This window comes from Pseudorhodoferax sp., assembly GCF_047601025.1.
In the GTDB taxonomy this organism is placed as follows: domain Bacteria; phylum Pseudomonadota; class Gammaproteobacteria; order Burkholderiales; family Burkholderiaceae_C; genus Pseudorhodoferax.
In genome coordinates this window covers 524895-550303 of sequence record NZ_JASGJZ010000001.1, presented here as the reverse complement: position 1 = coordinate 550303, position 25409 = coordinate 524895, and the positions used below count along the sequence as shown (strand labels likewise).

Annotated in this window: 24 protein-coding genes and 3 tRNA genes; 15 read left to right on the top strand and 12 right to left on the bottom strand. The window is 72.0% G+C overall.

Annotated features, from left to right (window positions below; translation table 11 throughout):
• The first annotated feature begins 2 nt into the window (after positions 1-2).
• Together QM782_RS02635 and QM782_RS02630 are read left to right on the top strand one after the other, a co-directional pair.
• Positions 3-518, top strand: coding sequence for a Fur family transcriptional regulator (locus QM782_RS02635; RefSeq protein ID WP_415201385.1), 516 nt, complete (start codon positions 3-5; stop codon positions 516-518).
• The gene (locus tag QM782_RS02630) at positions 515-1558 is read left to right on the top strand and encodes an extracellular solute-binding protein (protein ID WP_415201384.1); all 1044 of its coding nucleotides are present in this window, start codon (positions 515-517) and stop codon (positions 1556-1558) included. The genes QM782_RS02635 and QM782_RS02630 overlap by 4 nt, the downstream gene beginning before the upstream one ends.
• Before the next feature lie 36 nt (positions 1559-1594).
• On the opposite strand, the gene QM782_RS02625 is transcribed toward QM782_RS02630, so the two are convergent.
• Together QM782_RS02625 and QM782_RS02620 are read right to left on the bottom strand one after the other, a co-directional pair.
• On the bottom strand, positions 1595-4489 hold the full coding sequence (locus tag QM782_RS02625; protein ID WP_415201383.1) for an EAL domain-containing protein: 2895 nt from the start codon (positions 4487-4489) through the stop codon (positions 1595-1597).
• A 19-nt stretch (positions 4490-4508) separates the two neighbouring features.
• On the bottom strand, positions 4509-6155 hold the full coding sequence (locus tag QM782_RS02620) for a FecR domain-containing protein (protein ID WP_415201382.1): 1647 nt from the start codon (positions 6153-6155) through the stop codon (positions 4509-4511).
• A 258-nt stretch (positions 6156-6413) separates the two neighbouring features.
• Here QM782_RS02620 and urtA point away from each other — a divergent pair, with 258 nt between their 5' ends.
• The 13 genes from urtA (at position 6414) to QM782_RS02555 (ending at position 17973) form a co-directional block, all read left to right on the top strand.
• On the top strand, positions 6414-7679 hold the full coding sequence (urtA, locus tag QM782_RS02615; protein WP_415201381.1) for an urea ABC transporter substrate-binding protein: 1266 nt from the start codon (positions 6414-6416) through the stop codon (positions 7677-7679).
• 98 nt (positions 7680-7777) lie between these two features.
• Positions 7778-9367, top strand: coding sequence for an urea ABC transporter permease subunit UrtB (gene urtB, locus QM782_RS02610; protein WP_415201380.1), 1590 nt, complete (start codon positions 7778-7780; stop codon positions 9365-9367).
• Positions 9368-9372: 5 nt separating this feature from the next.
• Entirely contained in the window at positions 9373-10515 is a 1143-nt protein-coding gene (gene urtC, locus QM782_RS02605) for an urea ABC transporter permease subunit UrtC (protein WP_415201379.1), read from the top strand.
• Positions 10512-11387: an urea ABC transporter ATP-binding protein UrtD gene (gene urtD / locus QM782_RS02600; protein WP_415201378.1), complete on the top strand. Its 876-nt coding sequence runs from the start codon at positions 10512-10514 to the stop codon at positions 11385-11387. The genes urtC and urtD overlap by 4 nt, the downstream gene beginning before the upstream one ends.
• 8 nt (positions 11388-11395) lie before the next feature.
• Entirely contained in the window at positions 11396-12088 is a 693-nt protein-coding gene (gene urtE / locus QM782_RS02595) for an urea ABC transporter ATP-binding subunit UrtE (RefSeq protein ID WP_415205568.1), read from the top strand.
• Positions 12089-12252: 164 nt separating this feature from the next.
• On the top strand, positions 12253-13170 hold the full coding sequence (locus QM782_RS02590; RefSeq protein ID WP_415201377.1) for a ZIP family metal transporter: 918 nt from the start codon (positions 12253-12255) through the stop codon (positions 13168-13170).
• A gap of 53 nt (positions 13171-13223) precedes the next feature.
• Positions 13224-13790: a ZrgA family zinc uptake protein gene (locus QM782_RS02585; protein ID WP_415201376.1), complete on the top strand. Its 567-nt coding sequence runs from the start codon at positions 13224-13226 to the stop codon at positions 13788-13790.
• Entirely contained in the window at positions 13787-14497 is a 711-nt protein-coding gene (locus tag QM782_RS02580) for an ATP-binding cassette domain-containing protein (RefSeq protein ID WP_415201375.1), read from the top strand. Before QM782_RS02585 ends, QM782_RS02580 begins: the two co-directional genes overlap by 4 nt.
• A complete protein-coding gene (locus QM782_RS02575; protein WP_415201374.1) occupies positions 14494-15750 on the top strand; it encodes an ABC transporter permease in 1257 nt (418 codons plus the stop codon). The genes QM782_RS02580 and QM782_RS02575 overlap by 4 nt, the downstream gene beginning before the upstream one ends.
• A 1-nt stretch (position 15751) precedes the next feature.
• Positions 15752-16297 carry a DUF3299 domain-containing protein gene (locus QM782_RS02570; protein ID WP_415201373.1) on the top strand — a complete coding sequence of 182 codons (546 nt, stop codon included), beginning with the start codon at positions 15752-15754 and terminating at the stop codon, positions 16295-16297.
• Position 16298: 1 nt separating this feature from the next.
• Positions 16299-16679, top strand: coding sequence for a Fur family transcriptional regulator (locus tag QM782_RS02565; RefSeq protein ID WP_415201372.1), 381 nt, complete (start codon positions 16299-16301; stop codon positions 16677-16679).
• A gap of 294 nt (positions 16680-16973) precedes the next feature.
• A complete protein-coding gene (locus QM782_RS02560; protein WP_415201371.1) occupies positions 16974-17573 on the top strand; it encodes an outer membrane beta-barrel protein in 600 nt (199 codons plus the stop codon).
• A gap of 16 nt (positions 17574-17589) precedes the next feature.
• Positions 17590-17973 (top strand): response regulator, encoded by a 384-nt coding sequence (locus QM782_RS02555; protein WP_415201370.1) that lies wholly within the window; start codon positions 17590-17592, stop codon positions 17971-17973.
• A gap of 9 nt (positions 17974-17982) precedes the next feature.
• Here QM782_RS02555 and QM782_RS02550 read toward each other — a convergent pair whose 3' ends face one another.
• The 10 genes from QM782_RS02550 to purF all read right to left on the bottom strand — a co-directional run bounded on the left by QM782_RS02550 (position 17983) and on the right by purF (position 25387).
• Positions 17983-18273: a hypothetical protein gene (locus QM782_RS02550; protein WP_415201369.1), complete on the bottom strand. Its 291-nt coding sequence runs from the start codon at positions 18271-18273 to the stop codon at positions 17983-17985.
• Between the two features lie 148 nt (positions 18274-18421).
• Complete coding sequence (locus QM782_RS02545) at positions 18422-18814, bottom strand: response regulator (RefSeq protein WP_415201368.1); 393 nt, start codon at positions 18812-18814, stop codon at positions 18422-18424.
• Between the two features lie 304 nt (positions 18815-19118).
• On the bottom strand, positions 19119-20252 hold the full coding sequence (locus QM782_RS02540; RefSeq protein ID WP_415201367.1) for a DSD1 family PLP-dependent enzyme: 1134 nt from the start codon (positions 20250-20252) through the stop codon (positions 19119-19121).
• 34 nt (positions 20253-20286) lie between these two features.
• Positions 20287-21255, bottom strand: coding sequence for a threo-3-hydroxy-L-aspartate ammonia-lyase (locus tag QM782_RS02535; protein WP_415201366.1), 969 nt, complete (start codon positions 21253-21255; stop codon positions 20287-20289).
• An 85-nt stretch (positions 21256-21340) separates the two neighbouring features.
• Entirely contained in the window at positions 21341-21970 is a 630-nt protein-coding gene (locus tag QM782_RS02530) for a helix-turn-helix transcriptional regulator (RefSeq protein WP_415201365.1), read from the bottom strand.
• A 136-nt stretch (positions 21971-22106) separates the two neighbouring features.
• A tRNA-Asp gene (locus QM782_RS02525) sits at positions 22107-22183 on the bottom strand.
• Between the two features lie 47 nt (positions 22184-22230).
• Positions 22231-22306: transfer RNA gene (locus tag QM782_RS02520), tRNA-Glu, on the bottom strand.
• Between the two features lie 22 nt (positions 22307-22328).
• A tRNA-Ala gene (locus tag QM782_RS02515) sits at positions 22329-22404 on the bottom strand.
• 77 nt (positions 22405-22481) lie between these two features.
• A complete protein-coding gene (gltX, locus tag QM782_RS02510; protein ID WP_415201364.1) occupies positions 22482-23867 on the bottom strand; it encodes a glutamate--tRNA ligase in 1386 nt (461 codons plus the stop codon).
• Positions 23868-23881: 14 nt separating this feature from the next.
• Positions 23882-25387 carry an amidophosphoribosyltransferase gene (purF, locus tag QM782_RS02505; RefSeq protein WP_415201363.1) on the bottom strand — a complete coding sequence of 502 codons (1506 nt, stop codon included), beginning with the start codon at positions 25385-25387 and terminating at the stop codon, positions 23882-23884.
• Positions 25388-25409: the final 22 nt, after the last annotated feature.

The window sequence follows — 25409 nt, the reverse complement described above, 5'->3', positions numbered from 1 at the left end:
CCGTGTCCGGCGAAGCCATGTCGCTCGCGGGCGCCAGAGCCACGCTGGACCAGGCGCAGCTGCGCGCGACGCGCTGCCGGCTGGCCGTGCTGCAGGTGTTCCACGCGGCGCCGCAGCAGCGGCTGACCGTGGACGCGATCGCCGAGCAGCTGCTGCTGCAGGGCGCCTGGATCAGCGTGCCCAGCATCTACAAGACCGTGCGCGGCCTGGTGGCGCGGCAGGTGCTGGAGAAGGACTGGCACGACAGCGGCCGCAGCGTGTTCTGGCTGCGCGGGCACGGCGCCGCGCAGGAGCACCAGATCGCGTGCCGCTGCTGCCAGCGCAGCATCGCCGTGCGCGACGCCGAGCTGGCGCGCGTGGTCGGCCGGATCTGCGACGCGCACGGCCTGCGCCTGGGCGCGGCGGCGCTGCGCATCCAGGTCATCTGCGCCGCCTGCCAGGACGACCCCGGCGCACGGCGCCGCATGGCGCCGTGCGCGTCGATCCATCGTTCATCCTTTGTCCCGGAGATGCCATGAGAATCCCGTTCGTCCCGACCACCCTGGCCGCCTTGCTGCTGGCCGGTACCGCCGCGGCCCAGACGCCCGAGCTGAACCTGTACTCGGCGCGCCACTACAGCACCGACGAGGCGCTGTACGCCGACTTCACCAAGGCCACCGGCATCCGGATCAACCGCATCGATTCGGACGACGCCGGCCTGGTCGCGCGGCTGAAGTCCGAAGGCGCCGCGTCGCCGGCCGACGTGATCCTGCTGGTCGACGCCGCGCGGCTGCACCGGCTGGAGCGCGACGGCCTGTTCCAGCCGATCCGCTCGGCCAGGCTGGAGGAGGCGATCCCGCCCACGCTGCGCAGCCTGCCGGCGGCCGATGGCGGGCTGTCGTGGTTCGGCTTCTCGACGCGGGCGCGCGTCATCGTCTACGACAAGGCCGGCGTCAAGCCCGAGGACGTGGACCGGTACGAGAAGCTGGCCGATCCGCGCAACAAGGGCCGCGTCTGCATCCGCTCCGGCTCGCACCCATACAACCTCAGCCTGTTCAGCGCCGTCACGCAGCACCTGGGCGAGGCCGGGGCCGAGGCCTGGCTCAAGGGGCTGCAGGCCAACCTGGCGCGGCCGCCCAAGGGCGGGGACACCGACCAGATCCGCGGCGTCGCGTCCGGCGAATGCCAGATCGCCGTCAGCAACAGCTACTACGTGGCGCGCCTGATGCGTTCGGACAAGCCCGAGGACAAGGCCGTGGCGGACAAGGTGGCCGTGTCGTTCCCGAACCAGGACAGCTGGGGCACGCACGTCAACATCGCCGGCGGCGGCGTGGCGCGCCATGCCAAGAACCGCGCCAACGCGATCGCCTTCCTCGAATACCTGGCGACGCCGCAGGCGCAGGCCCACTTCGCCAACGGCAACAACGAGTGGCCGGCCGCCAGGGGCATCCGCGTGGACAACCCGGCGCTGCAGGCCATGAGCCCGAACGGCTTCAAGTCCGAGACCATCCCGGTGGCGACCGTGGCCGAGCGCCAGCCGCAGGTGCAGCAACTGCTGGACCGGGTCGGCTTCCCGTAATCGGCGCCGGCCGGCCTGCGCGGGGCCGGCAGCGTTTCAGCGCGCGGACAGCAGCGGCGCGAGTTGCGCCGCCGGCTGCGGCCGGCCGTACAGGTAGCCCTGGGCGCAGTCGCAGCCGCAGCCGGCCAGGAAGCGGGCCTGGGCCTCGTTCTCCACGCCCTCGGCGACCACGCGCAGGTCCAGCCCGCGCGCCAGCGCCACGGTGGCGTGGACGATGGCCGCGTCGTGCCGCGCCTCGGGCAGGGCGGCGACGAAGCTGCGGTCGATCTTCAGCTCGCTGAGCGGGAAGTGCTTCAGGTGCGCCAGCGAGGAGCAGCCGGTGCCGAAGTCGTCCAGCGACAGCGCGATGCCCAGCGCCTGCAGCTCCTGCAGCAGCGCGATCACGTGCTCGCCCTGGGCCATGGCGGTGGTCTCGGTGATCTCCAGCCGCAGCAGCCGCGGCGCGATGCCGGTCTCGCGCAGGGCCTGCCGCACCACCTGCGCCAGGTCGGTGGTCATGCACTGGCGGGCCGAGACGTTGACGGCCACCGGCACCGGTTGCAGCCCGGCGGCCTGCCAGGCGGCGACCTGGCGCGCGGCCTCGCGCACGGCCCAGGCGCCCATGTCGATGATCAGGCCGGATTCCTCGGCCACCGGCAGGAACTCGGCCGGCGGCAGCAGCGCGGCCGGCGTGCGCTGCCAGCGCATCAGCGCCTCCATGCCGACCAGCCGGCCCGAGCCGAGCGCGACCTGCGGCTGGTAGTGCAGCACCAGCTGCGCGTTCTGCAGCGCCTGGCGCAGGTCCACCTCCAGCGCCAGCCGGTCGTGCATGCGCGCGTTGATGTCGTCCGCCCAGATGTGGAAGCTGGCCTTGGGCTGGCTCTTGGCGCGGTACATGGCCATGTCGGCCTTGGACAGCAGGTCCTCGGCCTCGGTGCCGTCGCGCGGCACCAGCACCACGCCCACGCTGCCGGAGCTGGGCAGGCGGCGGTGGTTGAATTCGGCGCCCAGCGCGATGTCCCAGGACAGCGCGTCGACGATCTTGGCCGCGGCCATGGCCGCGCCCTCCGGGCCGCCGATGTCCTCCAGGATCAGCACGAACTCGTCGCCGCCCCAGCGCGCCACGGTGTCGGTGTCGCGGCACAGGTCGCGCAGCCGCTGCCCCATCACGCGCAGCACCTCGTCGCCGGCGCGGTGGCCCAGCGTGTCGTTGATGTGCTTGAAGCGGTCCAGGTCGACGAACAGGATGGCCGCCATGCTGCGCTGGCGCTGCACGCGCGAGAGCGCCAGCTGCAGCCGCTCCTGCAGCAGCACGCGGTTGGGCAGGCCGGTCAGCGCGTCGTGGGTGGCGGCGTGCTCGCGCTCGCGGGTGGCGGCCAGCGCGGCCGTCATGTCGTTGAACACCAGCACCGCGCCTTCGATGCCGCCGGACGGCCCGCGCAGCGGGTTGGCCGTGGCGCGCAGGCTGCGCAGGCCGCCCGGGGCCCGCAGGTACAGCAGTTCGCGCAGGTGCACGCTGACGCCACGGCCCAGGCAGGCGTCGACGGCCGTGCGCAGCGCCTCGTGGCTGTCGCTCTGCAGCGGGTAGGCCTGCAGCGGCCGGCCCTGCAGCAGCTGCGGCGCGGCCTGCAGTTGCGCGGTGGGGTTGGCGAAGCGCACGGTCCGGTGCTGCGCGTCGATGGTGATCACGGCGTCGTCGATGGCGCGCAGCGCGGCCTGCGCGTGCTGGCGCGAGCGTTGCAGCTGGCGCTGCACGGCGCGCAGCTTGGCTGCCTCGCGCACCGTCAGCGCCACGGCCAGCGTGGCCACGGCCAGGCCCGGCGGCAGCCAGCGCTGGTACTGCAGCAGTGCGGCGCTGAGCAGCAGCGGCGCGGCCAGCACGGCGAGGCCGGCCAGCGCCCGCCCGGGCAGCGGCAGCGCGTGGCTATGCCGCGCCGTGGCCAGGCAGGCCGCGCAGACCAGGCTGGTCAGCAGCAGCGCCGTGGCCAGCGACCAGGGCGGGGCCAGCCGCGTGATCAGGCTGCCGTGCTGCAGCGCGTCCAGCACCTGGGCGTGGAACAGCACGGCCGGCATCGGCGCGTGCGGGGCCTGCGCCAGCGGCGTGGCCAGCATGGCGCCCAGGCCGCCGGCGGTGGCGCCGATGAACACCGCGCGCCCGCGCGCCTGCGCCAGCAGCGCCGGGTCGGCCAGCGCCGCCGCGAACGACACCACCGGCACGCCGGCGGTGCGCGGCACGAAGGCCTCGCCCTGGCGGATCCAGGCGTCGTCGCCGCCGGCGCGCGGGGCCATGCCGGCGGCCACCTCGAGCTGGGAGCGGCCGGTGCCGGCCAGCTCGTGCACGGCCAGCGCCAGCGCCGGCACGTCGGCGCGGCCGGGGCCGGCGTACAGGTACTGGCTGCGCGACTGGCCGTCCAGGTCGGTCTCCACGTCCACGTGGCCAAGCCAGGCCTGCGGCGCCGGGCCGGCCAGCCGCGGGCCCAGCAGCTCGGCGCCGATGCGGCCGTCGGCCCGCCGCGCGGGCGCGACGGCCAGCGCCACGCGGCCGTGGCGTGCCAGCGCCGCGGCCAGCGCCGCGTCGCCGGCCGGGTCGCGCTGGTCGGGTTCGGCGAACAGCACGGCGATGCCGACGGCACCGGCGCCGGCATCGCGCAGCGCATCGACCATGCGCGCATGCAGCGTGCGCGGCCAGGGCCAGGCGCCCAGGCGCTCCAGGCTGTCGTCGTCCACCGCGACGACGACCGGCGCCTGCGTGTCGGCGCTGCGCTGCGGCAGCATCAGGTCGTAGGCCAGCAGGTCCAGCCGCTGCAGCCACTGCGGCTGCATCCAGGCCAGCAGCAGCGCGGTGCCCACGCCGACGCACCACCAGCCGGCCCGCTCCAATGCCTGCCGCAGCCGCGCACCGAGGGTCGACGGGGCGGGCTCGCGCGGCGGGAAGAGGGCGTCGGTGCTCAAGCGGTCCGGCGATCGCCGTTTACAGGAACAGCAGCGGCAGCAGCAACAGCAGGCGGGGCCATGTCGGCGTGGGCGGCGCCTCGACGGTGAAGGATTGCGGCGCGCCCCAGGGTTCCGGCGCATCGGCGCTGCCGATCCGCTGCACCCGCGCCAGGTAGCGGCCGGGTGCCAGCGCGGGCAGCGCGGCCTGCGCGTCCCCGGTGCGCTGCTCCAGCAGCGGCGCGGCGAACGAGGCATCCTGCGCCAGCTGCAGCCGGTAGCCGGCGGCGCCGGCCTGCGGGCTCCAGCTCAGCACCAGCCGTCCGTCCTGCGCCGGCGCCGCGAGCTGGGGCACCGGGCCCGGCTCGGTGCGCCGGAAGGCCTGCAGCTCGCCGAACGGGCCCTGGCTTCCGTCGGCGTCGATGCGCGCCACGCGCCAGCGGTAGTGCCCGGGCGGCAGCGCGCGGTCGGCGGGCAGGCTGGCGCTGGCGACCTGCTGGTCCAGCCAGGGCGCGCCGTCCTGGTCCAGCAACTGCAGGTGGTAGCTGCCGCCCGGGGCGTCGGCCTCGGTCCAGCGGAACAGCGGCTGCGCCTCGGTGACGGTGGCGCCGGGCGGCGGCTCGATCTGCATCGGCGGTGGCGGCCGCGCGTGGATGCGCAGCGGCCGCTCGGCGGCCAGGCCCTCCAGGCCCTGCGCGTCGATGGCGCGCAGGCGCAGCACGTAGCGGCCGTCGGCCAGGTGCTCGCCCAGCCGCAGCCGCGGTGCGTTCGACTGCTCGTCCAGCTGCGTCGACGCGAAGCCGGCGTCGCTGGCCAGCTGGGCGCGGTAGCCGCTGGCCCGAGGCAGGCCCTGGAACGCCAGCTCCGTCGGCAGGTGCTGCACCGTGTCCGGCAGCTGCGACAGGTCCGGCGCCGGCAGCAGCGGCACCGGCGTGGCGGGCGCCTGGCCGGCCTGGACGGTGCTGCCGTGGCCGGCCACGGCGAGCACGGCGCCGGCCGGGGTGCTCAGCCGTACCGCGCCGGACAGCGTCTCGGCGTGCGTCACGGTATCGCGGCCGGTGCCCTGGCTCTGCACGCGAAAGCGCGTGCCGCGCACGGCCGCGACCGCGGCCGGGGTGTGGATCTCGAAGCGCCGGCCCGGCGCGGCGGCCGGCGCCACGTCGTTCTCGACGCGGCCGCGCAGCAGCTCCAGCGAGACCGCCGAATTGCCGTCCAGCACGCGCCGGGTGGCGGCGTGGATCTGCAGCTCCGAGTCGCGCAGCAGCAGCACGCGGGCGCCGTCCTCGAAGCCGATGCTGGCGCTGTCGTGCGGGCCGGTCTGCAGCCGCGCCGGCGGCTGCAGGCGGTCGCCGGCGGCCAGGGGGCGCCAGCGGCCGTTGCCGCCGCGCACGCGCGCCGCGCCCTCGGTCGCCACCACCTCCAGAGCGGCCGGCACGCGGCGCAGCCATGCCTGCGGCAGGCGCAGCCGGGTGCCGGGCTGCAGGTGGTGCGGATCGGCGATGCCCTCGCGCTGCACCAGCTGCCAGGCCAGCGACGGCCGCACCAGGTAGCGCTGCGCGATGTTCCAGGGATGGTCGCCGGGCTGGACCACGTAGACCAGGTCCGCCGCGGCGGCCGGCCCGGCGAGCATGGCGAGGCCCAGCAAAACGCCCGCCGTGCGGGACAGACAGGGCGGGCGTGTGCGCATGGTCGTCGGGGACAGAGCGTATTCGTAGGATCGATTCTAAAGAGGATTGAGCGAATCAAAGCGCATTCATGTAGCGGATACCGCGCAAGTGGGCGACCGCCCGGCGGCTGCGCGCCCGCCCCGGCGCCGCCCGCGTACGCCACCTGGCGTATAGGCCCCGGCGGGGCTTGTTCCTAGGATCGATCCCGACCTCAGACGGCGTCCGCAGCGCGGCGCCGCCGGACCCAGCGATCCACCAACCACCGGGAGTTCTTCGACATGCAACCTCGCTTCACCCTGAAGGCCGCCGCCGCGGCCATCGTCCTGGCCGGCATGGCCGGCAGCCTGCCCGCCTTCGCCCAGTCCACCATCAAGGTCGGCGTGCTGCACGCCCTGTCGGGCACGATGGCCATCTCCGAGACGGCGCTGAAGGATATGGCGCTGATGACCATCGAGGAGATCAACGCCAAGGGCGGCGTGCTGGGCAAGAAGCTCGAGCCGGTGGTGATCGACACCGCCTCCAACTGGCCGCTGGCGGCCGAGAAGGCCAAGCAGCTGATCACCCAGGACAAGGTGGCCGTGACCTTCGGCTGCTGGACCTCGGTGTGCCGCAAGTCGGTGCTGCCGGTCTACGAGGAGAACAACGCGCTGCTGTACTACCCGGTGCAGTACGAGGGCGAGGAACTGTCCAAGAACGTGTTCTACACCGGCGCCGCGCCGAACCAGCAGGCCATCCCCGCGGTGGAATACCTGATGGGCAAGGAAGGCGGCAATGCCAAGCGCTGGGTGCTGCTGGGCACGGACTACGTGTACCCGCGCACGGCCAACAAGATCCTGCGCGCGTTCCTGAAGTCCAAGGGCGTGGCCGACGCCGACATCATGGAGACCTACACCCCGTTCGGCCACAGCGACTACCAGACCATCGTCGCCGACATCAAGAAGTTCAGCCAGGGCGGCAAGACGGCGGTAGTCTCCACCATCAACGGCGACTCCAACGTGCCCTTCTACAAGGAACTGGGCAACGCCGGCCTGAAGGCCAAGGACGTGCCGGTGGTGGCCTTCAGCGTCGGCGAGGAAGAGCTGCGCGGCCTCGATCCCAAGCCGCTGGTCGGCCACCTGGCCTCGTGGAACTACTTCATGAGCGTGAAGAACCCCACCAACACCGCCTGGATCAAGCAGTGGACCGAGTACGCCAAGGCCAAGAAGCTGCCCGGCCAGTCCACCAAGCCGCTGACCAACGACCCGATGGAGGCCACCTACGTCGGCATCCACATGTGGAAGCAGGCGGTGGAGAAGGCCAAGTCCACCGACGCCGACCAGGTCATCGCCGCCATGGCCGGCCAGACCTTCGACGCGCCCAGCGGCTTCACGCTGACCATGGATCCCAAGAACCACCACCTGCACAAGCCGGTGCTGATCGGCGAGATCCGCCCGGACGGCCAGTTCAACGTGGTCTGGCGCACCAAGGCCCCGATCAAGGCCCAGCCCTGGAGCCCGTACATCGAAGGCAACGACAAGAAGAAGGACGAGCCCGAGAAGAAGTGAGCCCGTGAGCCGGTTTCCGGCCGCGCCACGGAAAGGGGCCGCGCGCCCCTCCGTTCCATGAGCACGATGCAGATCAGGGGGTTGCCTTGCGAAGTTGGATGAAAGCGCTGGCCGCGGTGCTGGCGCTGCTGCTGGGTGCGGCCGCGTTGCCGGCCCGCGCCTTGACGAACGAGGCCGCGCTGGCCATGGCCTCGGGCACCTCGTCCGAGCGGGTGGAGGCCATCACGGCCGCCGTGATCCAGGCGGTGGAGCAGGGCGACGGCCGGACCGAGGCGTTCCTGCGGGCCATGGCCGACGACGCCGTGCGCGTCACGGCCGACAAGGCCTTCGTGGTGCGGGACGGCAAGGGCTTCGACCCGGCCAGCGGCGCCGAGGTGGCCGTGCCCGAGGACGCCGAGGACGTCGTCAACAACAACCTGATGCGCGGCGAACTGGACGTGGCCATCGCCGCGCTGCAGCTGCGCAGCGCCGATGCGTCGGTGCGCTCCGGGGCCGCGCGCGCGCTGGCCGGCGCGCCGTCGCAGGCGCGGCTGCCGCTGATCGAGAAGGCGCTGGCGGCCGAGCAGGACGCGGCCATCCGCGAGCAGCTCGAACTGGCGCGCGCCGCCAGCCTGCTGTCCAGCGACGACGCGGGCCAGCGCCTGGCCGCCGCCGCCGCGCTGGCCGAGAACAAGCGGCCCGCCACCAAGCTGCTGCTCAACGAGCGCCTGGCCGAGGAGCAGGACCCGGCCGTGCAGAAGGCCATCCGCGCGGCCATCGCGTCCATCGACGAAGGCCTGGTCTGGGGCGAGCGGCTGGGCCAGGCCTTCACCGGCGTGAGCCTGGGCTCCATCTTGCTGCTGGTGGCGCTGGGCCTGGCCATCACCTACGGGCTGATGGGCGTGATCAACATGGCGCACGGCGAGCTGATGATGATCGGCGCCTACGCGACCTACGTGGTGCAGGGCCTGTTCCAGAAGTACCTGCCGGGTGCGTTCGACGCCTACCTGATCGCGGCGATCCCGGCGGCCTTCCTGGCCTCGGCGCTGGTCGGCGCGGTGCTGGAGCGCGGCGTGATCCGCTTCCTGTACGGCCGCCCGCTGGAGACACTGCTGGCCACCTGGGGCATCAGCCTGGTGCTGATGCAGCTGGTGCGCTCGACCTTCGGCGCGCAGAACGTGGCGGTGGAAAGCCCGTCGTGGATGAGCGGCGGCATCCAGTTGCTGCCCAACCTGGCGCTGCCCTGGAACCGCGTGCTGATCATCGTGTTCGCGGCGCTGGTGCTGGCCGCCATGGCCTGGCTGATCGGGCGCACGCGGCTCGGGCTGTTCGTGCGCGGCGTCACGCAGAACCGGCCGATCGCCGCCTGCATGGGCGTGAACACCGCGCGCGTGGACACCTACGCGTTCGCGCTCGGCTCGGGCATCGCGGGCCTGGCCGGCTGCGCGCTGAGCCAGGTCGGCAACGTCGGCCCGGACCTGGGCCAGAACTACATCGTCGACTCCTTCATGGTCGTCGTGGTCGGCGGTGTCGGGCAGCTGGCCGGCACGGTGTACGCCGCGCTGGGCCTCGGCATCCTGAACAAGCTGTTCGAGGGCTGGGCCGGCGCGGTGCTGGCCAAGATCGCCGTGCTCGTCATCATCATCGTCTTCATCCAGAAGCGGCCGCAGGGCATCTTCGCGATGAAGGGCCGCAGCGCGGAGGCCTGAACCCCATGAACGCCACGACTCTTTCCTCGCCGGCGGCCCGCGTCGCGCTGCCGGGCCGCGCGCCGCTGCTGAGCCGGCCCGGCTGGGCCGCCTTCCTGGCCGCGCTGCTGGCCGTCTGCGCGCTGGCGCCGGCGCTGAACCTGCTGGTGCCCCCGGACAGCGCGCTGCACCTGTCGGACTACTCGGTGGCCGTGCTCGGCCGCATCATGTGCTATGCCATCTGCGCGCTGGCGATGGACCTGATCTGGGGCTACACCGGCATCCTGTCGCTGGGCCACGGCCTGTTCTTCGCGCTGGGCGGCTACATGATGGGCATGTACCTGATGCGCCAGATCGGGCTGGAGGGCAACTACAAGAGCGCGCTGCCGGACTTCATGGTGTTCCTGGACTGGAAGGAACTGCCCTGGCACTGGGCCTTCAGCGGCTCCTTCGTGCTGCAGATGGTGCTGGTGGTGGCCGTGCCCGGGCTGCTGGCCTTCGTGTTCGGCTACTTCGCCTTCCGCTCGCGCATCAAGGGCGTGTACTTCTCGATCATCACGCAGGCGCTGACCTTCGCCGCCATGCTGCTGTTCTTCCGCAACGAGACCGGCTTCGGCGGCAACAACGGCTTCACCGACTTCAAGCGCATCCTGGACATCCCGATCGCCACGCCGCAGATGCGCATGACGCTGTTCGTCATCACCGGCCTCGTGCTGCTGGGCTTCTTCCTGTTCGCGCGCTGGCTGGTGGGCAGCAAGTTCGGCCGCGTGCTGCAGGCCATCCGCGACGCCGAGAGCCGGGTGATGTTCTCGGGCTACAACCCGGTGCACTACAAGCTCACGGTCTGGACCCTCTCGGCCATGATGTGCGGCGTGGCCGGCGCGCTGTACGTGCCGCAGGTCGGCATCATCAACCCGACCGAGATGTCGCCGGCCAACTCGATCGAGATCGCGATCTGGGCGGCCGTGGGCGGCCGGGCCACGCTGATCGGGCCCATCGTCGGCGCCTTCCTCGTCAACGGCGCCAAGAGCTGGTTCACCACGGCCTTCCCGGAATACTGGCTGTACTTCCTCGGCGCGATGTTCATCCTCGTCACGCTGTTCCTGCCGCAGGGCGTGGTGGGGCTGGTGCGCAAGGTGGCCGCGCGGGGCAAGGAGGAGCGCGCATGACGCCCGACCTGATGGAAGAGGGCGCGCGCCGCCTGCAGCGCGCCGCCCACCCGGTGGCCACGGGCGCCACCGCGTCCGGCGGCCGCGAGGCCGGCTTCTCGCACATCGCCACGCCCGGCGAGGTGGACGTGACGCACGGCCGCATCCTGTACCTGGAGGAGGTCAGCGTCAGCTTCGACGGCTTCAAGGCCATCAACAAGCTGAGCCTGGACATCGCGCCGGGCGAGCTGCGCTGCATCATCGGCCCCAACGGCGCCGGCAAGACCACGATGATGGACATCATCACCGGCAAGACGCGGCCCGACAGCGGCACGGTGTTCTTCGGCAGCACCATCGACCTGCTGCGCCACACCGAGCCGCAGATCGCGCAGCTGGGCATCGGCCGCAAGTTCCAGAAGCCGACGGTGTTCGAGCAGCTGACGGTGTTCGAGAACCTGGAGCTGGCGCTCAAGACCGACAAGCGCGTCCGGCCGTCGATGGCCTTCCGGCTCGACTCGGCGCAGCGCGACCGCCTGGCCGAGGTGCTGCAGACCATCCACCTGGCCGGCAGCGAGCGCCGCCTGGCCGGCAACCTCTCGCACGGCCAGAAGCAGTGGCTGGAGATCGGCATGCTGCTGATGCAGGACCCCAAGCTGCTGCTGCTGGACGAACCCGTGGCCGGCATGACCGACGAGGAGACGGCGCGCACGGCCGAGCTGTTCCTCACGCTCAAGGGCCGGCACTCGCTGATGGTGGTGGAGCACGACATGGGCTTCATCAAGACCATCTCGGAGATCGTGACCGTGCTGTGCGACGGCGCGGTGCTGGCGCAGGGCACGCTGGACGAGGTCCAGGCCGACGAGCGCGTGATCGAGGTCTACCTGGGACGATGACGATGGCCATCCTGACAGTCGACAACATCAACCAGTACTACGGCGGCTCGCACATCCTGCGCGACGTGGCGCTGCACGCCGAGCTCGGCAAGGTCACGGTGCTGCTGGGCCGCAACGGCGTCGGCAAGACCACGCTGCTGAAATCGCTGATGGGCCTGGTGCCGATCAAGACCGGCACCATCCGGTTCGACGGCCGCGACATCACGCGCGCCACGCCCTACGAGCGCGCGCGCGCAGGCATCGGCTTCGTGCCGCAGGGCCGCGAGATCTTCGCGCGGCTGACGGTCGAGGAGAACCTGCGCATGGGCCTGGCCTACCGCAGCGGCGGCACGCCGGTGCCGGCCGAGCTGTACGAGCTGTTCCCGGTGCTCAAGCAGATGCTGCACCGGCGCGGCGGCGACCTGTCGGGCGGCCAGCAGCAGCAGCTGGCGATCGCGCGCGCGCTGGCGCCCCGCCCCAAGCTGCTGGTGCTGGACGAGCCGACCGAAGGCATCCAGCCCAGCATCATCAAGGACATCGGCCGCGTGATCCGCATGCTGGCCGACCGCGGCGACATGGCCATCCTGCTGGTCGAGCAGTACTACGACTTCGCCGAGGAACTGGCCGACGAATACCTGGTGATGGAGCGCGGCGCCTTCATCGCCCGCGGGCCGGGCAGCGAGATGCAGGCCAAGGGCATCCGGCAGCTGGTGGCGATCTGAGCATCGTCAGGGCGCCGGTACCAGCCGCGGGCAGCGGCGGCGAACGCGCGTGGCCGGGTCGTCGCCCCGGCCACGCTGCCTCGATACTGAGCATGCGGTATCATTAGCGCGTTGCGAAGGCCTCCCGCCTTCGCTTTTTTGCTTGTGACGGATTGCGCATCGCCATGGACCTGCTCGGCATCCTGATCGCCACCCTGGCCGCCGGCGTCGGCAGCGTCTGGCTGGCCGCGCTGCTGCTGCGCTTGGCGCTGCGCCAGCGCCGGCTGGTGGCCGACCGGCGCTACCTGCTCAGCTTCGCGGCCGGCGCGCTGCTGGCCACGGCCTTCGTGCACCTGCTGCCGGAGGCGTTCTTCGCCGGCACCGACCCGGCCGTGCTGTTCGGCGTGCTGCTGGCGGGCCTGGTGGTGTTCTTCCTGCTCGACAAGGTGCAGCTGTGGCACCACGGCCACGAACACGCGCACGAGCATGACCATGGGCACGGCGACCACGGCCACCGGCACCACGACGGCCATCACCACCACGGCCAGGGCGGCGGCTGGGCCGTGCTGGCCGGCGACAGCGTGCACTGCTTCGGCGACGGCATCGTGATCGCCTCGGCGTTCACGGCCAGCCCGGCGCTGGGCGTGGTGGCGGCGCTGGCCGTGCTGACGCACGAAGTGCCGCACCACATCGGCGATCTGGTCGTGCTCGATGCCGGCGCCGGCGCGCCGCGCGCGGCCGTGCTCAAGCTCACGCTGGCCGGCATGGCCACGGTGCTGGGCGGCCTGGCCGGCTGGTGGCTGCTGGATCGGCTGCAGGAATGGCTGCCGTACTTCCTGGTCGTGGCCGGCAGCAGCTTCGTCTACGTCGCGCTGGCCGACCTGATCCCGCAGCTGCAGACGCGGCTGACCAAGCGGCAGACGGTCGCGCAGGTCAGCTGGCTGGCGGCCGGCATCGCGCTGGTGGGCGCGGTCGGCATCGTGGCGCACCACGGCCACGACCATGGCCACGGCCACCACGACCCCGTGCATGCGCATGGGCACGAGGCGCACGACCATGACGAGCACGAGCACGTCCCGGCCGAGGCGCCGGCCGTGCAGTAGGGAACTGCCGCGGCGTCCGGACGGTCCGAGCGGCTTCGACACAGGAACGCAGCATGTCCTCTCTCCGCAAGCATCCGGTCCGCGTCGCCGCCCTGGCGCTGGCCCTGGCCGCGCCGGCGCTGGCCCCGGCGCACGAGGCGCACACGCATGGCCGCATCGAGCTCGATGTCGCCGTCGAGGCGCAGCGCCTCAGCCTGCGCATGGAATCGCCGCTGCACGACCTGCTGGGCTTCGAGCGCGCGCCGCGCTCCGTCGCCGAGCGTGGCCGCGCCACGGCGCTGGCCGAGCGCCTGCGTGCGGCGGACCAGCTGTTCGTGCCCGACGCAGCGGCCGAATGCACGCTGGCCGAGGTCGGCATCGAGGCGCCGGTGCTGGGCCTGGGCACGGCTGCGCCGGCGGCATCCGCGGCTTCCGCGGCGCCCGGGCCGGCGGGCGAGGCCCATGCCGACCTGGTGCTGACGGCCAGCTTCGACTGCCGCCGGACGGCGCAGCACCTGGACGTCCGGCTGTTCGACGCCTTCCCGGGCGTGCGCACCGTGGCTGCGCAGGTGGCCGGGCCCGGTGGCCAGGGCCTGACGTTGCTGCGCAAGGCCGCGGCGCGGCTGCCGCTGGTGCGGTGAGCGCGCCGGCCCTGCAGGTCCAGGGCCTGCGCTTCGCCTGGCCGGGCAGCCGCGCGGACTGCCTGGACATCGACGCGCTCGAGGTCGCGGCCGGCGACACCGTGTTCGTGCACGGCCCCAGCGGCTGCGGCAAGAGCACCCTGCTGGCGCTGGCGGCCGGCGTGCTGCTGCCGCAGCACGGCCGCGTGGCGCTGCAGGGGCGCGACTGGCGCGCGATGGGCCGCAGCGCGCGCGACCGCTGGCGCGTGGACCATGCCGGCATCGTGTTCCAGCAGTTCAACCTGCTGCCCTACCTCAGCGTGCTCGACAACGTGCTGCTGCCCTGCCGCTTCTCGGCACCGCGGCGGCGGGCGGCGGCCGCCCAGGGCGGCTCGGCGCGCGCGCAGGCCGGCCACTGGCTCTCGGCCATGGGGCTGGAGGAGGCGCTGTGGCTGCGCCAGCCCGGCCAGCTGTCGGTGGGCCAGCAGCAGCGCGTGGCGGCGGCGCGCGCCCTGGTCGGCACGCCGGCGCTGGTGATCGCCGACGAGCCGACCTCGGCGCTGGACGAGGACCGGCGCGACGCCTTCGTCGAGCTGCTGCTGGCGGCCTGCGCCGGCGCCGGCAGCGCGCTTCTGTTCGTCAGCCACGACCGCCGCCTGGCACCGCGCTTTCGCCGCCAGGTGGCGCTGCCCGCGCTCAACCGCGCGGCCGGCGGGGGGGCGGCATGAGGCCCTTCCTGGCCATGCTGGCGCTGCGCAGCGCCTGGAACCGGCGCTTCACGCTGGCGCTGACGGCCGCCTCCATCGCGCTGTCGGCCTTCATGCTGCTGGGCGTGGAGCGCATCCGCGGCGACCTGCGCGACAGCTTCGCCTCGGCCGTGTCGGGCACCGACCTGATCGTCGGTCCGCGCACGGGCTCGGTGCAGCTGCTGCTGTACGCGGTGTTCCACGTCGGCAGCCCGCGCAACAACATCGGCTGGGACACGGTGCAGGCCGTCGCCGCGCAGCCGGCCGTGGCCTGGGTCGTGCCGCTGTCGCTGGGCGATTCGCACCGCGGCTTTCCGGTCGTCGGCACCAGCGTGCAGATCTTCGAGCGGCTGCGCCATGGCGAGCAGCAGCCGTTGCGCTTCGCCGCGGGCGGGCCGTTCGTGCAGCTGTTCGACGCCGTGCTCGGCGCCGAGGTCGCCGAACGCCTGGGCTACGGCCTGGGCCAGCGCCTGACGCTGGCGCACGGCAGCGGCGAACTGGAGCAGGACAGCCATGCCGACAAGCCCTTCGGCGTGGTCGGCGTGCTGGCGCGCACCGGCACGCCGATCGACCGCAGCGTGCTGATCAGCCTGCAGGCCATGCAGGCGCTGCACGCGGACTGGGTCGGCGGCATGCGGCTGCCGGGCGCCGCGCCGGCCGCGCTGCCGGCCGACCTGACGCCCCGGTCCGTGACGGCCGCGCTGGTCGGCCTGCAGCGCCGCGCGCAGGTGTTCTCGGTGCAGCGCTGGATCAACGACTACCGCGGCGAGCCGGTCATGGCGATCCTGCCCGGCGTGGCCATGGACGAGCTGTGGGACGTGATCGGCCCCGGCGAGCAGGCCCTGCTGGCCATGTCGGGCCTGGTCGCGCTGGTCAGCATGGCCGGCCTGGTGGCCGTGGTGCTGGCCGGCCTGAACGAGCGCCGGCGCGAACTGGCCGTGCTGCGCGCCGTCGGCGCCGGGCCGCTGCAGATCGTGGGGCTGCTGGCGCTGGAAGGCCTGTGGGTCACGCTGGCCGGCCTGGGGCTGGGCCTGGCCGCGCTGTGGGCGGTGATCGCCGCCGCCGGCCCCTGGCTGCAGTCGGAGTTCGGCCTCGGCCTGCGGCTGGCCTGGCCCAGCGCCGCACAATGGGGCCTGCTGGCCGCCTTGCTGGCGGCCGGCGTGCTGGCCAGCCTGGTGCCGGGCTGGCGTGCCTACCGCCTGTCGCTGGCCGACGGCCTGACCCCGAGGACTTGAGATGCCCACAGAGTTTCGTGCCATGCCGCGCCGCCGCACCGTCCTGGCGGCCGGCGCCGCGGCGCTGCTGGCGCCGCTGGCGGTGCGGGCCGCCGGCTTCCGCGAGATCACCTGGGACGAGCTGGTGCCGGCCGGCTGGGACCCGATGAAGGACCTGGGCGAGCTGCCGGCCGGCCTGCAGGACAGCGATCCGCGCGCCAAGGCGCTGATGGACAAGCTGCGCGAGATCTGGGACAACGCGCCCACGGTGCCGGCGATGAACGGCATCGACGCCAAGCTGCCCGGCTACCTGGTGCCGCTGGAGGAAGGCAAGCAGGGCATCCGCGAGTTCCTGCTCGTGCCGTACTTCGGCGCCTGCATCCATACGCCGCCGCCGCCGTCCAACCAGATCCTGCTGGGCCGCGCGGCCAAGCCGTTCACCGGCCTGCGCACCATGGACGCGGTCTGGGCCTACGGCCGCCTGGAGATCGAGCGCGCGCCGTCGTCCATGGGCGTGGCCGGCTACACCATGCGCGTGGCCCGGGTCGAGAAGTACCGCGGGAAATAGCGTGGAGCGCAGCACCCGCCAGCGTGACGCGATCCGCCAGGCCCTGGCCGAGGCCGGCCGCCCGCTGCTGCCGGCCGAGATCCTGGCGCTGGCCCAGGCCGAGGTGCCGGCGCTGGGCATCGCCACTGTCTACCGCAACCTGAAGCAGCTGGCCGAGGCGGGCGAGGTGCAGGCGGTGGAGCTGCCGGGCGAGGCGCCGCGCTTCGAGCTGCACGGCCACCCGCACCACCACCATTTCCGCTGCACCGCCTGCCAGCGCGTGTTCGACGTGCATGCCTGCCCCGGCGACATGGGCCAGCTGGCGCCGGCCGGCTTCACGGTCGAGCGGCACGAGCTGACGCTGTACGGCCGCTGCCGCGACTGCGCCGCGCGCCGACGTTGAGAAGGCGTGGACGAACCGCCCACGCCCACGCGCGGCCCGATGACCACCTGCTTCTCGCGCCGCCGACGCTCTTCGGGCTTCGCCCTTCGGGCCGGGACATGCCCGACGGCAGGCGGGCGTTGCAATCCTTGCCCTGGCACCCGCCAGGGCGGCGGCCTGCGGCCCGCCGCGCCCCGTCGTGGCCGCGATCGGTTCATCGACACCTGTGCCGAGCGGGCAGTTGTTCCACAATGGCATGACGGGCCGGCGGCGGCGATCGGAGGCCCCTGGCCGGTTCGGTTTCCAGGAGGACGTATGAACAGCTTGCGTATGCATGCGGCGCTGGCCGCGGGCCTGCTGGCATGTGGCACGGCCCTGGCCCAGTCGGCCAATCCGAACTACGACCTGGGGCGCAGCGGTAGCGCCTGGGCGCCCGGCGCGGGCGCCTATGCCGGCGCCAGCCTGGGCCGACCGAGCTACCGGCTGGACTGCGCCGGCAGCTGCGACCAGCCCAGCCTGTCCGGCCACGTCTATGTGGGCAGCATGTTCACGCCCAACCTCGGCGCCGAGCTGGGCCTGCTGTACCTGGGCGAGGCCGAGCGCGGCGGCGGCGACACGCGGGCCGAGGGCGTCAACTTCAGCCTGCTGGGGCGGGCCGATATCGGCGCCGGCTTCGGCGTGTTCGGCCGCGTCGGTGCCACCTGGGGCCGCACGCGGGTCGATGCGGCGCCCGGCAGCGGCCTGGCCACGGGCCGCGCCAGCGGCTGGGGCCCGGCCTATGGCCTGGGCGTGGACTGGGCCTTCGCGCGCAACTGGTCGGCCGTGCTGGACTGGCAGCGCCACCGCTTCGACTTCGCCGGCGGCGAGGACGGCTGGGTGCGCGCGACCAGCATCGGGCTCAAATACCGTTTCTAGGAGAACCTGCGACGCCATGGCCGATCCCATCCGCATCCTGTACGTCGAGGACAACGACGATCTGCGCGATTCCATCGCCATGCTCCTTGAAGAGGATCCGGCGCACCGGCTCGCCGTGTGCGCCAGCGGGGAGGAGGCGCTGGCGCTGATGGAGCAGGACGGCGAATGGGACGTGCTGGTCACCGACGTCGGCCTGCCGGGCCTGTCCGGCGTCGACCTGGCCCGTCAGGCCACGCAGCGCAGGCCGCAGCAATGGGTGGTGCTGTGCTCCGGCTACGACATGGCCGGCGAACTGGCGTCGATCGGCCCGAACGTGCGGGCGCTGAACAAGCCCTTCGAGCTGCAGGCGCTCGAAGACCTGCTGGCCGACATCCGCGGCGCGCTGCGCCCGCAGGCCTGAGCCTGCCCGTCAGCCGGGGTGCTCGATGCAGGCGCGCGCCTCTTCGCGCAGGCGCGCGATGGGCCACCAGCTGAGGCACAGGCGGGCATAGGCGCGCAGCACGCCCGCGTCGACGATGGGGTCCTCGGCCGCCGAGGACGCCACGGCGTGGCAGCCCTCGGCCGCGGTCTCGAACGCGCTGGAGGCCGCCTGCCAATCGTCCGCGAGTTCCCCGTAGCCGGAATCGTGGAGGATGGCGCAGACGGCATCCGGCCGGTTCTGCTCCAGCTCCGCCAGCGTGCGCGCCTGTGCGACGTCCATGGTCCGCCTCCTGTCGCTGCCGTTCCAAGGTGGAACGGCGTCGGCGGGGAGCATGGGCGGCGCCTGTCGCGCCGCGTGTAGGAGGGTGGCGCGTCACGCTGTGCGCCACCGTGCCACGGTCCCGCGGCTTGCCCGGCCGTGCCGGGCGTCACGGTGTCGGCGGCAGCGGCGATCCCAGGCGGACCAGCGCCTCGATCAGGTGCTCCAGCTGGGTCGACTTGTCGTACACGGCGTCGACGCGCAGCTGCGCGCAGCGTTCGCGCATGTCGTCCGTCGCGTAGTTGGTCACGACGAACACGTGCTGGTGCGCGGCCCGGGCCTGCAGCGCTCGTGCCACGCCCAGGCCGGAACCGGTCTTCAGGAACAGGTCGACGATGGCGACGTCCCAGCCGTCGCCCAGGTCCAGCAGCGCCCGGATGCTTTCGGCCTGGTCGGCGCCCCAGCCGACGAATTCCCCTCCACCGACGAGGTCACCAATGGTTTCGGCCATCGCCTGGCGAATGAGGGGGTTGTCTTCCACCAGGAAGATGCGGAGTGGCATGCACGGCCCCTGTTTGCGGGGATCGTAGCCCCGGCACCGGGCGCCCTCTGTAGGACTGAGCGCTGTCGGCGGGAGGGTGGTTGTGCCCGCCGGCCGTGGGCAAGGCTGTGGACAACCGCGGGGGCATCTTCGCGAAGCCTTGCCTGGCGCGGCCTGCGGCGCGGTGCCCGGAAAATGGGCAGCAGGTCGTCTGGGGTGGTGGTGATCGGGCCGCGCCCTGCGTTGCGGGCCGGCCGCGGCCGGAGCCCGCGCTGGCGCACCGCGTGGCCAGCCAGCGTTGCCGTCCATCGCGGCGGTGCGGTGCTCACCAGCCGTAGAAGCGGGGCCACGCCTCGATGCGGCCGTCGGGCCGGACGGCCTGGTACGCCGGGTGCTGCGCCCCGGTCGCGCAGGCGTGGTTGGGCAGGATGCGCAGCCGCGTCCCGATCGGGAACCGTTCCGCGATGCGGCGGTCCGGCGCGCCGGTGTGCGACAGGATCCCGTGCTCCTGGTTGGCGCCGCTCAGCAGGTAGCCGTCCAGCACCGTCCCGTCCTCGGTGCAGGCCTGGCCGAAGCCGAAGTCCTGCCGCTGCTTCTGCGTGCCGCGGTCGCGGCTCATCGCCATCCAGCCGGCGTCCACGATCGCCCAGCCCTTCTCCTCCTGGTGGCCGATCACGGTCGTCAGGACGCTCAGCGCGATGTCGTCCGTCGTGCACACGCCGATGTTGCGCATCACCAGGTCGAAGAACACGTAGACGCCGGCGCGCACCTCGGTCACGCCTTCCAGGTGCTCGGCCGTCAGCGCCGTCGGCGTGGACCCGATGCTGACCACGGGGCAGGGCAGGCTGGCGTCGCGCAGCCGCTGCGCCGCCCGCACCGCGCCCGCGCGCTCCTGCTCGGAGATGGCCAGCAGCGCGGCATGGTCGTCGTGGTCGTAGCTGGACCCCGCGTGGGTCATGACGCCGCCCACGCGCATGCTGGCCTCGTGCAGCGTGCGCGCGACCTGCAGCAGCGCCTCGTCCTCCGGCCCGATGCCGGAGCGGTGGCCGTCGGTGTCGATCTCGATCCACGCTTCGAACACGGCGCCGTGCGCGGCGCCGAAGCGGCCGATCTCCCGCGCGGCCGCGGCGTTGTCCGTGATGATCTTTAGGTCGCAGCCGCGGCGCATCAGCGCCAGCGCCTGGGGCAGCTTGCCCGGTGCCATGCCCACCGCGTAGAGGATGTCGGAGATGCCCGCGTCGAAGAACTGCTCGGCCTCCTTGAGGGTGGAGACCGTGATGCCCCGGGCCCCCGCCGCGACCTGCGCCTGCACGACGGGCAGGCACTTGGTGGTCTTGACATGGGGCCGGAAGCGCACGCCGAGCGCCGTCATGCGCTCCTGCATGCGCTGGATGTTGCGCTGCATGCGCTGCGTGTCGATCAGGGCGGCGGGGGTGTTCAGGTCGTGGAGGGCGGTCATGGTCGCGACGGCGGAAGAGGGTGGGGGCGGGAGCTCAGGGCCGGGACCCGAGCAGGCTGGCGAAGCGGGCCATGTCCACGTTGCCTCCGCTGAGGAGCACGCCCACGCGCTGGCCCTTCAGCGCGGCCTTCATCTGCCGCGCGGCGGCCAGGCCGAGGCAGCCGGTGGGCTCGACGACGAGCTTCATGCGGGTGGCCATGAACGCCATGCACTCGACCAGCTCGTCATCCGTGGCGGTGAGCACGTCCGTCACGTCGCGCTGGATGATGGGGAAGGTCAGGTGGCCCAGGTGCTGCGTCTGGGCGCCGTCGGCGATCGTCTGCGGCGTGTCGATGTGGACGATGGAGCCGCTGCGGAACGAGCGCTGGCCGTCGTTGCCGGCGTGCGGCTCGACGCCGTAGAGCCGGCAGTCCGGCGCGAGGGCGCGCGTCGCCAGCGCGCAGCCGGACAGCAGGCCGCCGCCGCCCAGCGGGACGAAGAAGGCATCGAGCGGGCCGACCTCCTCGAACAGTTCCAGCGCCGCCGTCCCCTGCCCGGACAGGACGTCGGGATGGTCGTACGGCGGTACCAGCGTCAGGCCGTGGCGGTCGGCCAGGTCGCGCCCGATCCGTTCGCGGTCTTCCGTGTAGCGGTCGTAGAGGACGACGTTGCCGCCGTAGCCCTTGGTGGCGGCGACCTTGGCGGCCGGCGCGTCGTGCGGCATCACGATGGTGGCGGGAATGCCCAGGATCCTCGCGGACAGCGCGACCGCCTGGGCATGGTTGCCGGAGGAGAAGGCGACCACCCCCGCCTTGCGCTGTTCGGGCGAGAACCTGGACAAGGCGTTGAATGCGCCGCGGAACTTGAAGGCGCCCATCCGCTGGAGGTTCTCGCACTTGAAGAACACCCGGGCGCCGAGTTCCTCGTCGAGGGTGCGCGAGGTCATCACCGGGGTACGGTGCGCCTGGCCCTTGATCCGGCTGGCGGCCACGACGACGTCGGTGAAGGTGGGCAGGGTGTCCATGGGGTTCCTTGGTGGTTGGCCGGGCCGGGTGCCGGCGTGTCCCGCGCCTCGCGGCGCGGCGTTCTGGGAAATGGGGCCGGCGGCGTCACCGCGCATCGCTGTACACCGTGGCACGGGACACGCCCAGGTGCGCCGCCACGGTCTCCATCGAACGGCGGATGTCGAGGGCGCCGGAGGTCTTCAGCGCCTTGACCAGGGCGCGGCGGTCCTGTGGCTTCAGCGCGCGCGGCGTCGTGGCCAGCCGCGCCGCGAACTGGTCGATGCGCGCCCGGATCAGCTCGGCGCCCGCGGGGTCCAGGCTTTCGTCGGCGGCGGCGTCGGGCTGGACCGACACGAACTGGTCGATGACCCGCTGGAAGCCCTGGAACATCGTCAGGTCGATGTTCAAGCACAGCGCCGCGATGTAGCGGCCCTCGGCGTCCTTGATGCCGATCGACGTGCTCTTGGCCTGGCGGCCGTCCGCGAACCGGTTCGGATAGTTGGCGATCACCGGCTCGAACCCGGGATCGAGGATCCGGGCCAGCCCCAGTTCCGTCGCCGGGTGGCCCGCCTGCCTGCCCGACAGGTTGTTGTGGATCGCGAGGACGGCGTGCGCGGGATCGAGCAGGTCGTGCACCACCACCTCGCAGAACGGCGCGAAGGTCCGGGCAAGGCCTTCCGCGATGTGTTCGACCTGCTGGAGCAGCAGGCGCTGCTCGGGCGTACGCGCTGTCATGGATGGACAGTTTGTACAGCTATGGACTTTCTGTCAATCGACAGACGGGGAATGCCGTGGCGGCACGGCCGGCAACGCGGCTCGGCGCGCAGAAAAGAAAAAAGCCCAAGTGGACGGACCACTTGGGCTGATTCTTTGGCGGAGTGGACGGGGCTCGAACCCGCGACCCCCGGCGTGACAGGCCGGTATTCTGACCAACTGAACTACCACTCCTGGTAGGTAGCTTCGACTGCCTTTCGGCAATCCAAGCGCTACTGACTTGGCGACCCTACGGGGATTCGAACCCCGGTACTCACCGTGAAAGGGTGATGTCCTAGGCCTCTAGACGATAGGGTCATAACCTGGACGTTCGACACTTTGGTGGAGGTAAGCGGGATCGAACCGCTGACCTCTTGCATGCCATGCAAGCGCTCTCCCAGCTGAGCTATACCCCCTTCGATTCAGTCGCTCATCAAGTTGTCTTGATGTTTACGTCTTCGTCGGTGTCGAGCCTCGCAGTATATACCGGTTTTCAGAAACTGCTCAACTTCTCGACGACTTTTTTTCGAGTGAACAGCGCGAGCACGGCATCGAGCGACGGCGTCTGCGGCGTGCCCATCACGAGCACGCGGACCGGCATGGCCAGCGCGGGCATCTTCAGCCCGTGGGCCGCGAGGGTTTCCTTGATCGCTGCGGCGATCGAGGCCTTGTCCCAGGCAGCGCTCTCCAGGCGCCTGGCCAGGTCCGCGACCGCGGGGCGCACGGCGTCGGTCAGGTACTGCGCGCGGTCGGCTTCGCTGGGCTGCACGTCGGCATAGAAGGCGCGGGCCCAGCCGGCCAGCGCCACCGTGGTGTCGCAGCGGTCCTTGAACAGGCCGCAGATCGCGCCCAGGCGCTCGTCGGCCTCGATGCCCTGGCGCTGCAGCTGCTCGGCCACCAGCGGCGCCAGCGCCTCGTCGGCCATGGCCTTCAGGTGCTGGGCGTTGACCCAGCGCAGCTTGGCCTCGTCGAACTGCGCGGCGCTGCGGCCCAGGTGGTCCAGGTCGAACCATTCCAGGAACTGGGCGCGGCTGAAGATCTCGTCGTCGCCATGGCTCCAGCCCAGGCGGGCGAGGTAGTTGACCATGGCGTCGGGCAGGAAGCCCTCGTCGCGGTACTGCGTGACGGGCTTGGCGCCATTGCGCTTGCTCATCTTCTCGCCCTGTTCGTTCAGCACGGTGGGCAGGTGGGCGTAGACCGGCGGTTCCTTGCCGAGCGCGCGGAAGATGTTGATCTGCCGCGGCGTGTTGTTGACGTGGTCGTCGCCGCGGATCACGTGCGTGATGGCCATGTCGATGTCGTCGACGACGACGCAGAAGTTGTAGGTCGGCGTGCCGTCGGGCCGCGCGATGACGAGGTCGTCCAGCTCGTCGTTGCGGATCTCGATGCGGCCCTTGACCTTGTCGTCCCAGGCGACCACGCCGTCTGGCGGGTTCCTGAAGCGCAGCACCGGCCGCACGCCCTCGGGCACCGGCGGCAGCACCTTGCCGGGCTCGGGGCGCCAGGTGCCGTCGTAGCGCGGCTTTTCCTTGCTGGCCATCTGGCGATCGCGCAGCGCGTCGAGCTCGGCCACGCTCATGTAGCAGGGGTAGACCAGCCCTTCGGCCTGCATCTGCGCCAGCACTTCCTTGTAGCGCGCCATGCGCTGCATCTGGTAGAAGGGGCCTTCGTCGTGGTCCAGGCCGAGCCAGCGCATGCCTTCGAGGATCACGTCGACCGCGGCCTGGGAGGAGCGTTCCAGGTCGGTGTCCTCGATGCGCAGCACGAACGTGCCGCCGGTGCTGCGCGCGAATGCCCAGGGGTACAGGGCCGAGCGGATGTTGCCGAGATGGATGAAGCCGGTCGGCGACGGGGCGAAGCGGGTGCGGACTTGGGTCATGGGGTCGAAGAGGTTCAGGCGGCTTCCGGGGCGTTGGGCAGGGCCAGGCGGGACGAGTCGGCATCGTCCTCGCTGCCGCCGACGCGGCGTTCGCTGAGGCGCGCGATGTCGCCCTCGGAGATGTCGCCGGTCACGTAGACGCCGTCGAAGCAGGACGCGTCGAAGCCCGCGATGGCCGGGTTCAGCGATCCGACGGCCTTCTTCATGCCCTCGACGTCCTGGTAGATCAGCGCGTCGCAGCCGATGATGGCGCGGATCTCCTCCACGCTGCGGCCGTGCGCGACCAACTCGTCCTTGGTCGGCATGTCGATGCCGTAGACGTTGGGGTAGCGCACCGGCGGGGCGGCGCTGGCCAGGTAGACCTTGCGGGCGCCGGCGTCGCGCGCCATCTGCACGATCTCCTTGCTGGTCGTGCCGCGCACGATGGAGTCGTCCACCAGCAGCACGTTGCGGTCCTTGAACTCGCTGGCGATCGCGTTGAGCTTCTGGCGCACGGATTTCTTGCGCACTTCCTGGCCGGGCATGATGAAGGTGCGGCCGACGTAGCGGTTCTTCACAAAGCCCTCGCGGTACGGCAGGCCCAGCAGCTGGGCCAGCTGCATCGCGCTCGGCCGGCTGGACTCGGGGATCGGGATCACCACGTCGATGCTGTTCGGCGGCAGCGTGGACACCAGCCGCTTGGCCAGCGCCTCGCCCAGGTTCAGGCGCGCCTGGTAGACCGAGATGCCGTCCAGGACCGAATCCGGCCGGGCGAGGTAGACGTATTCGAAGATGCAGGGGTTGAGCCGCGGCGCCTCGGCGCACTGCTCGGCGTGGACCTGGCCGCCGAGGTCGATGAACACGGCCTCGCCGGGCTGCAGGTTGCGCTCGAAGTCGTGGCCCGTGCCCTCCAGCGTGACCGATTCGCTGGCCAGCATCACGGTGTCGCCGCTGCGGCCCAGCGCCAGCGGGCGGATGCCGTACGGGTCGCGGAAGGCCAGCAGCCCGTAGCCGGCGATCGAGGCGATGACGGCATACGAGCCGCGCAGCCGCCGGTGCACGTTGCGCACGGCCGCGAACACGTCGGCCGGCTTGAGCGGCACGCCGCGCGTGGCGTGCTCCAGCTCGTGGGCCAGGATGTTCAGCAGCACTTCCGAATCGCTCTCGGTGTTGGTGTGCCGGTGGTCGGTGCTGAACAGCTCGGCCTTCAGCGCATGCGCGTTGGTGAGGTTGCCGTTGTGCACCAACACGATGCCGAACGGCGCGTTCACGTAGAAGGGCTGGGCCTCTTCCTCGCTGTAGGCGTTGCCGGCCGTGGGGTAGCGCACCTGGCCCAGGCCGCAGTTGCCGGGCAGCGCGCGCATGTTGCGCGTGCGGAACACGTCGCGCACCATGCCCTTGGCCTTGTGCATGTAGAACTTGCGGTCCTGCTGGGTCACGATGCCGGCCGCATCCTGGCCGCGGTGCTGCAGTAGCAGCAGCGCGTCGTAGATCAGCTGGTTGACCGGGGCGTTGCTGACGACACCGACGATTCCGCACATAGGTAGTTCTCGCAGGGTTGTG

Coding starts and splice junctions, on each gene's coding strand:
- QM782_RS02540 (WP_415201367.1), bottom strand. CDS start 20,252: ATGACCGCCCTCCACGACCTGAACACCCCCGCCGCCCTGATCGACACG.
- QM782_RS02535 (WP_415201366.1), bottom strand. CDS start 21,255: ATGGACACCCTGCCCACCTTCACCGACGTCGTCGTGGCCGCCAGCCGG.
- QM782_RS02620 (WP_415201382.1), bottom strand. CDS start 6,155: ATGCGCACACGCCCGCCCTGTCTGTCCCGCACGGCGGGCGTTTTGCTG.
- QM782_RS02630 (WP_415201384.1), top strand. CDS start 515: ATGAGAATCCCGTTCGTCCCGACCACCCTGGCCGCCTTGCTGCTGGCC.
- urtA (WP_415201381.1), top strand. CDS start 6,414: ATGCAACCTCGCTTCACCCTGAAGGCCGCCGCCGCGGCCATCGTCCTG.
- QM782_RS02560 (WP_415201371.1), top strand. CDS start 16,974: ATGAACAGCTTGCGTATGCATGCGGCGCTGGCCGCGGGCCTGCTGGCA.
- QM782_RS02575 (WP_415201374.1), top strand. CDS start 14,494: ATGAGGCCCTTCCTGGCCATGCTGGCGCTGCGCAGCGCCTGGAACCGG.
- QM782_RS02550 (WP_415201369.1), bottom strand. CDS start 18,273: ATGGACGTCGCACAGGCGCGCACGCTGGCGGAGCTGGAGCAGAACCGG.
- QM782_RS02555 (WP_415201370.1), top strand. CDS start 17,590: ATGGCCGATCCCATCCGCATCCTGTACGTCGAGGACAACGACGATCTG.
- urtB (WP_415201380.1), top strand. CDS start 7,778: ATGAAAGCGCTGGCCGCGGTGCTGGCGCTGCTGCTGGGTGCGGCCGCG.
- urtC (WP_415201379.1), top strand. CDS start 9,373: ATGAACGCCACGACTCTTTCCTCGCCGGCGGCCCGCGTCGCGCTGCCG.
- gltX (WP_415201364.1), bottom strand. CDS start 23,867: ATGACCCAAGTCCGCACCCGCTTCGCCCCGTCGCCGACCGGCTTCATC.
- purF (WP_415201363.1), bottom strand. CDS start 25,387: ATGTGCGGAATCGTCGGTGTCGTCAGCAACGCCCCGGTCAACCAGCTG.
- QM782_RS02590 (WP_415201377.1), top strand. CDS start 12,253: ATGGACCTGCTCGGCATCCTGATCGCCACCCTGGCCGCCGGCGTCGGC.
- QM782_RS02530 (WP_415201365.1), bottom strand. CDS start 21,970: ATGACAGCGCGTACGCCCGAGCAGCGCCTGCTGCTCCAGCAGGTCGAA.
- urtD (WP_415201378.1), top strand. CDS start 10,512: ATGACGCCCGACCTGATGGAAGAGGGCGCGCGCCGCCTGCAGCGCGCC.
- QM782_RS02545 (WP_415201368.1), bottom strand. CDS start 18,814: ATGCCACTCCGCATCTTCCTGGTGGAAGACAACCCCCTCATTCGCCAG.
- QM782_RS02570 (WP_415201373.1), top strand. CDS start 15,752: ATGCCCACAGAGTTTCGTGCCATGCCGCGCCGCCGCACCGTCCTGGCG.
- QM782_RS02585 (WP_415201376.1), top strand. CDS start 13,224: ATGTCCTCTCTCCGCAAGCATCCGGTCCGCGTCGCCGCCCTGGCGCTG.